Raw genomic sequence first — 13,075 nt, 5'->3', positions numbered from 1 at the left:
AGGCGGTGGTTTCAACGGTCACGAGGCGGGCCTGCGGTGCGAAGCGAAAAATGCCGCATAGTCTACCAGCCTCGAAGCCATTCACCCTACGACTCGACGTGATGTTCCGGACGACGGGCGCGCCTTCCGTCCGTCGGCGCCAACTGCAGGAAGATCGCTGCCGCCAGCATGGCCATCACGCCGATGGTGACGAAGGTCAGCTGGAACGCGCCCAGGGTGCTCTGCACGCCATCGCCGCTGCCGGCCGCGGTGAAGCCGCCGAGCAAGGCACCGGCGCAGGCCACGCCCAGGCTCAGCGACAGTTGCGCGACCACCGACAGCAGGCTGTTGCCGCTGCTGGCGCTGGCGTCGTCGAGGTCGATCAGGGTCACCGTGTTCATCGCCGTGAACTGCATCGAGTTGACCGCCCCCAGCAGCGCCAGTTGCACCAGCAGCACGGCATAGGGCGTCTGCTCGTCGACCAGCCCCAGGCTGGCCAGCAGCAGGCCCAGCAGCAGGGTATTGCCGGTCAGCACGATGCGGTAGCCCAGGCGCTCGATCAGCGGCCGGGCGATGGACTTGGCAAGCATCGCCGCCGCCGCCAGCGGGATCATGCTCATGCCGGCCTGGGCCGGCGAATAGCCCAGCGCCACCTGCAGCAGCAACGGCACCAGGAAGGGCAGCGCGCCGCTGCCCAGGCGGGCGAACAGGTTGCCGAGAATGCCGATGGCGAAGGTCCGTACGCGGAACAGCGAGGGTGAGAACAGCGGCTCAGGGTCACGCCCGGCGCGCAGCCAGTAGGCGGCCAGGCAGGCCATGCCGGCGAACAGCAACAGCATCACCCGCAGGTGCGGCAGGTGCAGTTCGCCCAGGCCCTCCATGGCGATGGTGATCAGCACCATCGCCGCGCCGAACAGCAGGAAGCCCGGGCCATCGAAGCTGGTGCGTTCGGCGCCGCGCAGGTCGGGGATGAACTTCCACACCGCGTAGCAGCCCAGTGCCCCCACCGGCAGGTTGATCAGGAAGATCCAGTGCCAGCTGAGGATCTCCACCAGCCAGCCACCCAGGGTCGGGCCCAGCAGCGGGCCGAGCAGGCCGGGGATGGTGATGAAGCTCATGATCCGCACCAGCTCCGAGCGCGGGTAGGCGCGCAGCACCACCAGGCGCCCGACCGGTAGCATCAGCGCGCCGCCCAGGCCCTGGATCACCCGGGCCAGGATCAGGAAACCGAGGCTGTTGGCCATGGCGCACAACAGCGAACCGAAGCTGAACAGCATGATGGCGCTGAAGAAGATGCGCTTGGTGCCGAAACGGTCGGCGATCCAGCCCGAGGCCGGGATCAGCAGGGCCACGGTGAGCATGTAGGCGATGATCACCCCCTGCATGCGCAGCGGGTCCTCGGCCAGGGAGCGGGCCATGGCCGGCAGTGCGGTGTTGAGGATGGTGCCGTCGAGCGACTGCATGAAGAAGGCGATGGCCACCACCCAGGGGATCCAGCGGGCGGTGACGGGGTCCAGCGGGGCGCGGTCGGGCATGGGTTACCTCAATGTCCTGTGTTGCCTGGGCCGGCCTCATCGCCGGCAAGCCGGCTCCCACAGGGGCAGCGCATGCCGGTCATTGTGGGAGCTGGCTTGCCAGCGATGAGGCCAGTCCTGCCGATCACAATGTCAGGGTCAGCCCTTTGACCAACGCCCCCGGCAAATGACTCGACCCGGTGCTGCGCTGCCCGTAGGTGCTGGTCGAGAGGATCATCTCGCGCTCCTGGGTCAGGTCTTCGAGCTGGCTGCCCAGCAGGTTGTACAGGCTGTCGTCGAAGCGCATGGTGCTTACCGGCCCCTGGATCTGCCCGTTCTCCACCCAGAACGTGGCGAAGCGGGTCAGCCCGGTCATGCGCGCCGCGGGCAGGTCCGAATAGTTCAGGTACCACAGGTTGCTGATGTACAGCCCGGTGCCCAGACGCTCCAGCACCTCCTCGCCGGGCAGGTTGCCCGGCGCCAGGCTCAGCGCGCACGGCGACTCATGGCTGTCGGCGCCATTGGCCTGCTGGGCGAACTCGGCGGCGCTGCGGGCGCTTACCAGCCGCTCCAGCGCACGGCCTTCGCCGATCAGCAGCAGGTCGCGACGGGGCGAGCCCTCGTCGGAGAACGCCGGGCTCAGCGAGCCGCTGACCTGCTCGCTGAAGCTCACCCGCGGGCTCAGTTGCGCGTCGCCGTTGTACAGGCGCTGCAGCGGGCTGTTGCCCGTGGCCAGGGCCTGGGCGGAGAAGCCGCCCCAGCACAGCATCCCGGCGATCTCGTCCATCGCCGCCGGCGCCAGGTAGGCGCGGTAGCTGCCAGGCTTGAGGGTGATGGCCGGGCGTCCCAGGTGCGCCAGCTGTTCGCGGGCTTGGCGCAGACGCGCGGCGAAGGTCTCGCCGCTCCAGGCCTGCCCGGCATAGTTGGCCTTGACCGCCTGGCCGTTGGCGTGGAACAGGCTCCAGTCGAAGTTGAAACTGTTGGCCTGGTGCCAGCCGAAGGCCCCGAAGGAACTGGCGAAGCCCCGGCAGATGGGGCCGGCGGCATAGATGCCGACCAGGTCCAGGTCACCGGCTTCGCGCTCGATGAGGGCCAGCACTTCGTCCAGCTCGGGCAATGGCTGCTCCAGCAGGCTATGGCTGTGCCAGGCGCTGTCGTCAAGGTTCAGGTAGGGATCCACCGCCAGCAATGGCAAGGTCTGGCGCAACTGCGCCAGGGCGTCGTGCAGACGCCTCTGGTCGAGCTCGGGATCGTCGCCCAGGGTGATCTGCTGCTCGGCCTGGCGCCCTTCGCGCACCAGTCGCAGGTGCACGCTGGCTTGGCTGACCAGCCCGGCCTGGCGCACCTTGGCATGGTTGAAGCGCACGAACTGCGAATGTTCGGCGCTGTAGCCGAGGGTGAACTGCTCGCCCGGTTGCACGGCGGCGTTCAGGCTGTCGAGCAGGTTTTCGAAACGTTGCTGGTACAGGGTGCTCATCAGGCGTCTCCCCCGAATACGTCGATCTGGCGGAACACGCAGGCCGGCGAGGCATGGCCGACACGCACCACCTGGTTGGGCTCGCCCTTGCCGCAGTTGGGCGTGCCGAGCACCTGGAAGGTGCTGCTGTCGCCCACGGCCGAGAGGTTGCGCCAGAAGTCGGCGGAGATGCCCCGGTAGTTCGGGTTCTTCACCACGCCCTTGAGTTCGCCGTTTTCGATCAACTGCCCCCACTCGCAACCGAACTGGAACTTGTTGCGCGCATCGTCGATGGACCAGGAGCGGTTGGTGCGCATCAGGATGCCGTGCTCGATGCCGCTGACCAGTTTTTCGAACGATTGGTCGCCCGGCTCGATGTTGAGGTTGGCCATGCGGTCGATCGGCGCCCGATTCCAGCCGCAGGCACGGCTGTTGGCGACGCCGTCCAGGCCCGAGCGCAGCTGCGACAGGGCGCCGCCCAGGGGGCGCACCAGCAGGCCGTCGCGGATCAGGAACTGCTTGCTGGCCGGGGTGCCGTCGTCATCGAAGCTGTAGCTGGCCAGCTCCTCGCGAAGGGTCGGGTCGAAGGTCACGTTGAGCAGCTTCGAGCCGTACTGCAGATGGCCGAAGTCGCTGGCTTTGACGAAGCTGGTGCCGGCGTAGTTGCGCTCATCGCCGAGGATGCGGTCCAGCTCCAGCGGGTGGCCGATGGACTCGTGGATCTGCAGCATCATCTGGTCGGGCATCAGCAGCAGGTCGCGCCGGCCGCTTGGGGTATTCGGCGCCAGCAGCAGTCGCAGCGCCTCGTCGGCCACCCGGCGGGCCGCGCCGACCAGGCCACAGCGCTCGATCACCTCGAAGCCGCCCTGCTGGCCGAAGTTTTCCCGGCCCAGGCTACGGCTCTGGCTGTCCTGACCGTCGCTGGCGGTGACGCCCAGGCCCGGGTAGACGAAGCGTTGGGCATGGCGCAGCTCGGCGCCAGCGGAGTTCAGGTAGGTCTGCTCGACCACGCTGATGCCCAGGCTGGCCTGCCAGTCCACCAGGCGTTCGTCCTTGGGCACGCTGGCCGATTCGGCGGCCAGCAGGTCCAGGCAGTCGGCGAGGTTGGGCAGGGGCTGTTCGAAGTTGGGCGAGACATGGTCGTGGCGCCCGTCCGGGGCCGGCTGGTTGCTCAGGTCGAGCAGGCTGCTGGCCTTGATCCGCCGGGCCAGCGCCTCGGCCTGCTCAAGGGCGCGTTGCAGCCCGGCCTGGGACAGGTCGGCGGTGGCCGCGTAGGCCTCGACGCCATCCACCCGCACGGTGAGCATGGCGCCTTCGTCCTGGCTGAAGAAGGGCGGCTCGGCGACGTTGCGCCGAACCGACAGTGACTGGTGCGATTGCTTCACATGGCGAAGCGAGAACAGTTCGGCCGTGCTGCGCAGCGCGGCAAAGCGCTGGCGCAGCAGGGTGCTGGAGTCGAACATGGAAAACCTCCGTGTGCGCGGCGGCTCCCCCTAGAACCACCCCTCTTGCATGCCCAGGCACGTGTCGTCGCGGGCCTCGAGCAAAGCGAGGTCATTATGGCAGCCCGGCACTTCCCAGGTGAGGAAATAACGCGCGGCCTGGAGTTTGCCCAGGTAGAAGTCGCGGTCGCTGCCCTTGAGCAGGCCGACTTCGGCATGAATGGCCTGCTCCAGCCAGCGCCAGCCGATCACGCAGTGGCCGAACACCTTGAGGTACAGCGCCGAGTTGGCCAGCGCGCCGACGACCTTGCCGGCGGCCAGGTCGCCGAGCAGGGCGAGGGTCACGCTCTGCAGGCGGTTGACCAGGTACTCCAGCGGCTGGCGCAATGGATCGAGGTTCGGGTGATGGCTGGCGCGCTCGCAGGTGTTGGCGATCAAGCGGATCAGTTGCTTGAGCCCGGCGCCGTTGTTCTGCGTCAGCTTGCGCCCGAGCAGGTCGAGGGACTGGATGCCCTCCGTGCCTTCGTGGATCGGGTTGAGGCGGTTGTCGCGGTAGTACTGCTCGACCGGGTATTCGCGGGTGTAGCCGTGGCCGCCAAGGACCTGGATCGCCAGCTCGTTGGCCTTCAGGCAGAACGCCGAGGGCCAGGACTTGACGATGGGCGTGAGCAGGTCGAGCAGTTCCAGGGCTTGCCGGCGTGCGTCTGCATCCGCTGCGGTGTGGGTGTCATCGAACAGCCGGGCCGCGTACAGGCCCAGGTCGAAAGCACCCTCCACGTAGGCCTTCTGTGCCAGCAGCATGCGCTTCACATCGCTGTGCTCGATGATCGGCACGGCGGGGCTGTGCGGGTCCTTGTTGTCCGGCAGGCGGCCCTGTGGACGTTGGCGGGCGTAGTCCAGGGAATACAGGTAGCCGGCGTAGCCCAGCATCACCGCGCCCATGCCGACGCCGATGCGCGCTTCGTTCATCATCTGGAACATGCAGGCCAGGCCCTGGTGCGGTTGGCCCACCAGGTAGCCGACGCATTGGCCGTTGTCACCGAAGTTCAGCGCCGTGGAGGTGGTGCCGCGCCAGCCCATCTTGTGGAACAGGCCGGCCAGCAGCACATCGTTGCGTGGCCCCAGGCTGCCGTCGGCGTTGACCAGGTACTTGGGCACGATGAACAGCGAGATGCCTTTCACCCCGGGCGGTGCGTCCGGCAGCTTGGCCAGGACCATGTGCACGATGTTTTCCGAAAGCTCGTGGTCGCCGCCGGAGATGAAGATCTTGTTGCCCTTGAGTCGGTAGGTGCCGTCGCCTGCGGGTTCGGCGCGGGTGCGGATATCGGCCAGGGACGAGCCGGCATGGGGTTCGGTCAGGGCCATGGTGCCGAAGTAGCGGCCTTCGATCATTGGTTGCAGGAACAGGCGTTGCTGTTCGTCGCTGCCGAAGCTCTCGATCAGGTTGGCTGCGCCCATGGTCAGGAACGGGTAGGCCGTGGTGCCGGCGTTGGCGGCCTGGAAGTGGGCGAAGCAGGCTTGCGACACCAGGCTGGGCAGTTGCATGCCGCCGACGTCGAAGTCGCGGTTGGCGTTGAGGAAGCCCGCTTCGAGGAAGGCGTCGACCGCAGGCTTCACCTCTGGGATCAGCTCGGCGCAGCCGTCCACGTAGCGCGGCTCGTGTTCGTCGCCCTTGCGGTTGTGCGGGGCGAAGTACTTCTCGGCAAGGGTGCGGGCGGTGGTCAGCGCCGCGTCGAAGGTTTCGCGGCTGTGCTCGGCGAAGCGCGGGCGCTGGGTCAGGGCCTCGGCGTCGAGGACTTCGTAGAGTTCGAAGGCGAGGTTGCGGCTGCTGAGGAGTTGCTCGGACATGGCGGCATTCCTGGTTCGGGATGCAGCGAGTCTAGGCAAGGTGATGGGGCAGGGGACAGGTTAATTGGTTTGGGTGATATCGGGGCAGAAGTTGCCATCGCCCAGGCCTCCTTGGGCTGCGCCGGGCGCTGTGGACGTGGGTGTTACCCGTCGCAAAGCCTTGTCACGCAATTGCGCTTATATCGATATCGATATGGGGCTATTTTTGCCGCTCACGGTGGATAGAGGGCTTTGCGATGACAAACGAACGCACCACTTCGGTATGGGATGCGCTGTTCGACTCACCGGAAGAGGCCGAGAACCTGCGGCTTCGGGCGAAGCTGATGAGGGTGTTGGCCAGGATTGTCCGGTCCTGGGATCTGCCGCAGAAAGACGCAGCACGGCGACTGCATCTGACTCAGCCACGCTTGAGTGACTTGCTCAATGGCAAGATAGACAAGTTCTCGCTGGATGCACTGGTGAATATTCTGGCGAACGCCGACCTGGAAGTTGACTTCACGGTGAAAAAGAAATCTGCGTGATGGTTGCTTCGCTTTAGTTGCGCGGGCTTTTCCTGATTAGGTGAGGGCTGCCAGGTGTTCGCCGAAAGTTCTTCAGCGCCTATGAGATCGAGCGCCGCCCGCGCGGCGCATCGCGGCACAAGGCCGCTCCTACATCTGTTTCGGGCCAATGAGTCCTGTGAGAGTACCGCTGCCCGCCTTGGCGCATGCCTTGAGTCATGTGGGGCGGCAGTAACGCCCATGCTGAAATTGTGTCGAGCCAACAAGGCGGACCAGGTATTGGCACAGGAGATACTGGCCCGAAACAGATGTAGGAGCGGCCTTGCGTCGCGAAAGGGCTGCGCAGCAGCCCCGGGATTTCAGCGTTGTTGCAAAGATCGCTGGGGCCGCTTTGCGGCCCTTTCCGACCGGTCCGACGCCTCGGCAAGGCCGCTCCTACAGGGGCCGTGCCAGGTTGAGAAATCTCGGCAAGACAGTTGCTCCCACAAAAAAGGAGAGCCTGAGCTCTCCTTTTCCGTTCAACGACTGTCAGCGTCAGCCGATGGTCATCAGGCTGGCGTTACCACCTGCCGCCGCGGTGTTAACACTCACCGCCCGCTCGATCACCAGGCGTTCCAGGGCGATCTGGTGATCGCCGCTCGACAGCCCGTGCACGCCGACGATCGCGCCGGCACGCTTGGCCACCTGCTCGCAGACACCGCGCAGCTGGTCGGAGTGACCGTGGTGGATGACTGCGTCGAACGCCACCTCGTCCTTGCTCCAGTCGGCCACCAGCTTGATCTTCGCTTGCAGCTCCTTCGGCAGACGGCCGCGCACGGTCTTGGCCGGCTCGCCGTCCTGGAACACCGCCGAGCTACCCACGGCCAGTACCGCCGCCAGCTGGGCCAGCAGGTCGGCCTCGTTGTCGGCCAGGCACAGCACGTGTTCGCGTGGCAGCACGCTGTAGGTGTTGCGCTCGCCGGTCGGGCCTGGCAGCACGCGGGTGATGCCGCTCTGCGACTGCTCGACGAATTGCTCGCACAGCGCGGCCAGGTCGCTCATCTGGCTGCTGGCCGCCCAGGTCTTGAGGGTGGTCAGCGGCTTGAGCTGCTGGTCGCGCAGGGTGGTATCGGCCTGGCTGCGTGCATCGTCGGCCTGGAAGTGGCGGGCGATGGCGTCGGCCGGGCGGGTCGACAGCAGGCGGTACAGGTACAGCGGGCCGCCTGCTTTCGGGCCGGTGCCCGACAGGCCTTCACCGCCGAACGGCTGCACGCCGACCACGGCACCGACGATGTTGCGATTGACGTACATGTTGCCGGCGTTGACGTTGTCCACCACCTTGGCGATGGTCTCGTCGATGCGGGTGTGCACGCCCAGGGTCAGGCCGTAGCCGGAAGCGTTGATCTGCTCGATCAACTGGTCCAGGTCCTTGCGGTTGTAGCGCACCACGTGCAGCACCGGGCCGAAGATCTCGCGCTTGAGCTCGTCGAAGCTTTCCAGCTCGATCAGGGTCGGCATCACGAAGGTGCCGCGCTTGATCTCCTCGCCTTCGGCGATGGCCACCTGATAGACGGTGCGGCCTTTGTCGCGCATGCCCTGGATGTGCTTCTCGATGCCGGCCTTGGCTTCGGCGTCGATCACCGGGCCGATGTCCACGGACAGGCGCTCCGGGTTGCCCAGGCGGCTTTCGGCCATGGCGCCCTTGAGCATTTCGATCACGCGGTCGGCGGAGTCTTCCTGCAGGCACAGCACGCGCAGGGCCGAGCAACGCTGGCCGGCGCTGTCGAAGGCCGAGGAAACCACATCGATCACCACCTGCTCGGTCAGTGCCGAGGAGTCGACGATCATGGCGTTCTGGCCGCCGGTTTCGGCGATCAGCGGGATCGGACGGCCCTGGTTGTCCAGGCGCCCGGCGATGTTGCGCTGCAGCAGGCGGGCGACTTCGGTGGAACCGGTGAACATCACGCCCTTGACGCGCTCGTCACCGACCAGACCGGCACCGACGGTTTCGCCCTGGCCCGGCAGCAGTTGCAGCACGCCTTCGGGGATGCCGGCTTCCAGCAGCAGGCGCACGGCCTGGGCGGCGACCAGCGGGGTCTGCTCGGCCGGCTTGGCCAGTACCGGGTTGCCGGCGGCCAGCGCCGCGGCCACCTGGCCGGAGAAGATCGCCAGCGGGAAGTTCCACGGGCTGATGCACACAACAGGGCCCAGTGGGCGGCAGCTGTCGTTGCGCAGGTCGTTGCGTGCCTGCACCGCGTAGTAACGCAGGAAGTCCACGGCCTCGCGCACTTCGGCGATGGCGTTGGCGAAGGTCTTGCCGGCTTCGCGCACCAGCAGGCCCATCAGCGGCTGGATGTCGGCTTCCATCAGGTCGGCGGCGCGTTCGAGGATCGCGGCGCGCTCGGCCGGTGGGGTGGCCTGCCAGATCGGCGCGGCGTTCAGCGCGCACTGGATGGCGTTGTCGACGTCGGCGACGGTGGCTTCCTGCACATGGCCCACGACATCGCGGTGGTCGGCCGGGTTGAGCACTGGCGCGGCCGGCTGCTCGCTGGCGGCGCAGGCCAGCAGTGGGGTGGCTTTCCAGTCATTGTGGGCGGTGGCCAGCAGGGCGCAGGACAGCGACGCCAGGCGGTGTTCGTTGGCCATGTCGATGCCGGCCGAGTTGGCCCGCTCGCTGCCGTACAGCTCACGCGGCATCGGGATGCGCGGGTGCGGCAGGCCGATGCTGCCTTCCTGGGTGCCCATGCGCTCGATGCTGGCAACCGGGTCGGCGACCAGCTCCTGGATGGAGATCGAGTGGTCGGCGATGCGGTTGACGAACGAGGTGTTGGCGCCGTTTTCAAGCAGGCGGCGGACCAGGTAGGCCAGCAGGGTTTCGTGGGTGCCGACCGGTGCGTACACGCGGCACGGACGGTTCAGCTTGCCCTCGGAGATCTTGCCCACGACTTGCTCGTACAGCGGTTCGCCCATGCCGTGCAGGCACTGGAACTCGTACTGGCCCGGGTAGTAGTTCTGCCCGGCGATGGTGTAGATGGCCGACAGGGTGTGGGCGTTGTGGGTGGCGAACTGCGGGTAGATGGCTTCTGGCACGGCCAGCAGCTTGCGGGCGCAGGCGACGTAGGACACGTCGGTGTACACCTTGCGGGTGTACACCGGATAACCTTCCAGGCCTTCGACCTGGGCGCGCTTGATCTCGCTGTCCCAGTAGGCGCCCTTCACCAGGCGGATCATCAGGCGGTGGCGGCTGCGCTTGGCCAGGTCGATGACGTAGTCGATCACGTACGGGCAGCGCTTCTGGTAGGCCTGGATGACGAAGCCGATGCCGTTCCAGCCGGCCAGCGACGGCTCGAAGCACAGGCGCTCGAGCAGGTCCAGCGACAGCTCCAGGCGGTCGGCTTCCTCGGCGTCGATGTTCAGGCCGATGTCGTACTGCTTGGCCAGCAGGGTCAGCGACAGCAGGCGCGGGTACAGCTCGCTCATCACGCGCTCGTACTGGGCGCGGCTGTAGCGCGGGTGCAGGGCCGAGAGCTTGATCGAGATGCCCGGGCCTTCATAGATGCCGCGGCCGTGCGAGGCCTTGCCGATCGAGTGGATCGCCTGCTCGTAGGAGGCCAGGTATTTCTGCGCGTCGTGCTCGGTCAGCGCGGCTTCGCCGAGCATGTCGTAGCTGTAGCGGAAGCCCTTGGCTTCGAACTTGCTGGCGTTGGCCAGGGCCTCGGCGATGGTCTCGCCGGTGACGAACTGCTCGCCCATCAGGCGCATGGCCATGTCGACGCCCTTGCGGATCATCGGCTCGCCGCTCTTGCCGATGATGCGGGTGAGCGAGGAGGTCAGGCCGGATTCGTTGTGGGTGCTGACCAGCTTGCCGGTCAGCAGCAGGCCCCAGGTGGCGGCGTTGACGAACAGCGACGGGCTGTTGCCCAGGTGCGGCTGCCAGTTGCCGGTGCTGATCTTGTCGCGGATCAGCGCGTCACGGGTACCTTTGTCGGGGATGCGCAGCAGGGCTTCGGCCAGGCACATCAGCGCCACGCCTTCCTGGGACGACAGCGAGAACTCCTGCAGCAGCCCCTGGACAATACCGGCGCGGCCGCCGGCGCTCTTCTGGTTGCGCAGCTTGTCGGCCAGGCTCGCGGCCAGCTTGTTGGTGGCTTCGGCCTGGGCGGCCGGCAGGCGAGCCTGCTCCAGCAGCATCGGCACCACTTCCTGCTCGGGGCGGCGGTAGGCGGCGGTGATCGCCGAGCGCAGTACCGACTGCGGCAGGATGCTTTCGGCGAACTCCAGGAAGCACTGGTGGGCATGGTCGGCGGCGACTTCGCCGGCATCGTCGCCAGCGGCGGCATGGCCGTTGAGGTCGTTCAGGGTGGCGCCACCCTCGAGCTTCTCGAGATAGTTGAAGATCGCTTGCTTGATCAACCAGTGCGGCGTGCGGTCGATGGACTGCGCAGCTGCTTTGAGTCGCTCACGGGTCGGGTCGTCGAGTTTGACCCCAAGGGTGGTCGTCGCCATTTCTTATCCTCGTTATTGGCCACGGATGTGGCCTAAGCTGAAGGCAAGATTAGCCTGTAGGACAATTCGGGTGCAACCGGGTGCAACCCGAAATCTTCTCGGTAAAGGTGCAACTCGTCTGAAGGCTGTTTCCTTACAGCCGAAACGGTCTTTTTTGCTGCTTTTGCTTATGTAAAACGCTGCGTTTGCTCCGAAAAGGAGCAAAAAAGGGGCTTTATCCGAAAAACCATGGCTGGGTGCAACTTGCAAATGAAAAATGGTTGCACCTCGTTCATGTTGTTGCATAGGATTCGCCGCCTGGGTGCAACCGTCGTGCGCGGCGGTCGCAAGAGATAAAAACAACGCCAGGGCACAACTCATGGGCAATCCACTAACGATCACCTTCGTGATCTACATTGCGGCAATGGTGCTGATCGGCTTCGCCGCCTATCGCTCCACCAAGAACCTTTCCGACTATATTCTCGGCGGCCGTAGTCTCGGCAGCGTGGTTACCGCGCTTTCCGCCGGCGCATCGGACATGAGCGGCTGGCTGTTGATGGGCCTGCCGGGCGCCATCTACTTCGCAGGCCTTTCCGAGGCCTGGATCGCCATCGGCCTGACCGTCGGCGCCTACCTGAACTGGCTGTTCGTCGCCGGCCGTCTGCGCGTGCAGACCGAGCACAACGGTGACGCCCTGACCCTGCCGGACTACTTCTCCAGCCGTTTCGAAGACCAGACCGGCCTGCTGCGGATCATCTCGGCGATCGTCATCCTGGTGTTCTTCACCATCTATTGCGCTTCCGGCATCGTCGCCGGTGCCCGCCTGTTCGAAAGCACCTTCGACATGCCGTACGAGACCGCCCTGTGGGCCGGTGCCGCGGCCACCATCGCCTACACCTTCGTCGGTGGTTTCCTGGCGGTGAGCTGGACCGACACCGTGCAGGCCTCGCTGATGATCTTCGCGCTGATCCTGACCCCGATCATCGTGCTGATCTCCACCGGTGGCTTCGACACCACCTTCCTGGCGATCGAGGCGGTGAACCCGGCGCACTTCGACATGTTCAAGGGCGCGACCTTCATCGGCATCATCTCGCTGATGGGCTGGGGCCTGGGCTACTTCGGCCAGCCGCACATCCTGGCGCGCTTCATGGCCGCCGACTCGGTCAAGTCGATCGCCAACGCCCGCCGCATCTCCATGACCTGGATGATCCTGTGCCTGGGCGGTACCTGCGCCGTCGGCTTCTTCGGCATCGCCTACTTCTCGGCGCATCCTGACCTGGCGGGTCCGGTCACCGAGAACCACGAGCGCGTGTTCATCGAGCTGGCCAAGATCCTGTTCAACCCGTGGATCGCCGGTATCCTGCTGTCGGCCATCCTGGCCGCGGTGATGAGCACCCTGAGCTGCCAGCTGCTGGTGTGCTCCAGCGCCCTGACCGAAGACTTCTACAAGTCGTTCCTGCGCAAGAACGCCTCGCAGACCGAGCTGGTCTGGGTCGGCCGCCTGATGGTCCTGGCCGTGGCCCTGATCGCCATCGCCATGGCCGCCAACCCCGAGAACCGCGTGCTGGGCCTGGTGGCCTACGCCTGGGCCGGCTTCGGTGCTGCCTTCGGTCCGGTGGTGCTGATCTCGGTGCTGTGGAAGGGCATGACCCGCAACGGCGCCCTGGCCGGTATCGTGGTCGGCGCGCTGACCGTGATCCTGTGGAAGAACTACGTGGGCCTGGGCCTGTACGAGATCATCCCGGGCTTCCTGTTCGCCAGCATCGCCATCTTCGTGGTGAGCAAGCTGGGCAGTCCGTCGAACAGCATGGTTTCGCGTTTTGAAACTGCTGATGCGGCGTACCACGCTGACAAGTAACGCCTGCTGAATCG

General features: G+C 66.1%; 7 protein-coding genes. 2 read left to right on the top strand and 5 right to left on the bottom strand.

Going from position 1 to position 13,075, the window contains the following annotated elements; genetic code table 11:
- Positions 1 to 86: 86 nt before the first annotated feature.
- From mdtD to HU735_RS23895, 4 genes are all read right to left on the bottom strand, one after another.
- Entirely contained in the window at positions 87 to 1,514 is a 1,428-nt protein-coding gene (gene mdtD / locus HU735_RS23910) for a multidrug transporter subunit MdtD (RefSeq protein WP_186715819.1), read from the bottom strand.
- A 124-nt stretch (positions 1,515 to 1,638) separates the two neighbouring features.
- Complete coding sequence (locus tag HU735_RS23905; RefSeq protein ID WP_186715817.1) at positions 1,639 to 2,970, bottom strand: TldD/PmbA family protein; 1,332 nt, start codon at positions 2,968 to 2,970, stop codon at positions 1,639 to 1,641.
- Positions 2,970 to 4,412, bottom strand: a complete 1,443-nt coding sequence (locus HU735_RS23900) for a TldD/PmbA family protein (RefSeq protein WP_186715815.1) — start codon at positions 4,410 to 4,412, stop codon at positions 2,970 to 2,972. The genes HU735_RS23905 and HU735_RS23900 overlap by 1 nt, the downstream gene beginning before the upstream one ends.
- A gap of 30 nt (positions 4,413 to 4,442) precedes the next feature.
- On the bottom strand, positions 4,443 to 6,239 hold the full coding sequence (locus tag HU735_RS23895) for an acyl-CoA dehydrogenase (RefSeq protein WP_186715813.1): 1,797 nt from the start codon (positions 6,237 to 6,239) through the stop codon (positions 4,443 to 4,445).
- A 236-nt stretch (positions 6,240 to 6,475) separates the two neighbouring features.
- Between HU735_RS23895 and HU735_RS23890 the strand changes: the two genes are divergently transcribed.
- On the top strand, positions 6,476 to 6,760 hold the full coding sequence (locus HU735_RS23890; protein WP_186715805.1) for an XRE family transcriptional regulator: 285 nt from the start codon (positions 6,476 to 6,478) through the stop codon (positions 6,758 to 6,760).
- Positions 6,761 to 7,273: 513 nt separating this feature from the next.
- On the opposite strand, the gene putA is transcribed toward HU735_RS23890, so the two are convergent.
- Positions 7,274 to 11,224: a trifunctional transcriptional regulator/proline dehydrogenase/L-glutamate gamma-semialdehyde dehydrogenase gene (gene putA, locus HU735_RS23885; protein ID WP_186715803.1), complete on the bottom strand. Its 3,951-nt coding sequence runs from the start codon at positions 11,222 to 11,224 to the stop codon at positions 7,274 to 7,276.
- 358 nt (positions 11,225 to 11,582) lie between these two features.
- Here putA and putP point away from each other — a divergent pair, with 358 nt between their 5' ends.
- Positions 11,583 to 13,061: a sodium/proline symporter PutP gene (putP, locus tag HU735_RS23880; RefSeq protein ID WP_186715801.1), complete on the top strand. Its 1,479-nt coding sequence runs from the start codon at positions 11,583 to 11,585 to the stop codon at positions 13,059 to 13,061.
- Positions 13,062 to 13,075 lie beyond the last annotated feature (14 nt).

Origin of the sequence: Pseudomonas sp. BW16M2 (assembly GCF_014268865.1) — a bacterium.
GTDB classification, from domain to species: domain Bacteria; phylum Pseudomonadota; class Gammaproteobacteria; order Pseudomonadales; family Pseudomonadaceae; genus Aquipseudomonas; species Aquipseudomonas peradeniyensis.
This window is presented reverse-complemented; position numbering and strand designations above follow the sequence as displayed.

What these genes read in the sequence shown, in the direction of transcription:
- mdtD (WP_186715819.1), bottom strand. Translation starts at nt 1,514, where the DNA reads ATGCCCGACCGCGCCCCGCTGGACCCCGTCACCGCCCGCTGGATCCCC.
- putA (WP_186715803.1), bottom strand. Translation starts at nt 11,224, where the DNA reads ATGGCGACGACCACCCTTGGGGTCAAACTCGACGACCCGACCCGTGAG.
- HU735_RS23890 (WP_186715805.1), top strand. Translation starts at nt 6,476, where the DNA reads ATGACAAACGAACGCACCACTTCGGTATGGGATGCGCTGTTCGACTCA.
- HU735_RS23895 (WP_186715813.1), bottom strand. Translation starts at nt 6,239, where the DNA reads ATGTCCGAGCAACTCCTCAGCAGCCGCAACCTCGCCTTCGAACTCTAC.
- HU735_RS23905 (WP_186715817.1), bottom strand. Translation starts at nt 2,970, where the DNA reads ATGAGCACCCTGTACCAGCAACGTTTCGAAAACCTGCTCGACAGCCTG.
- HU735_RS23900 (WP_186715815.1), bottom strand. Translation starts at nt 4,412, where the DNA reads ATGTTCGACTCCAGCACCCTGCTGCGCCAGCGCTTTGCCGCGCTGCGC.
- putP (WP_186715801.1), top strand. Translation starts at nt 11,583, where the DNA reads ATGGGCAATCCACTAACGATCACCTTCGTGATCTACATTGCGGCAATG.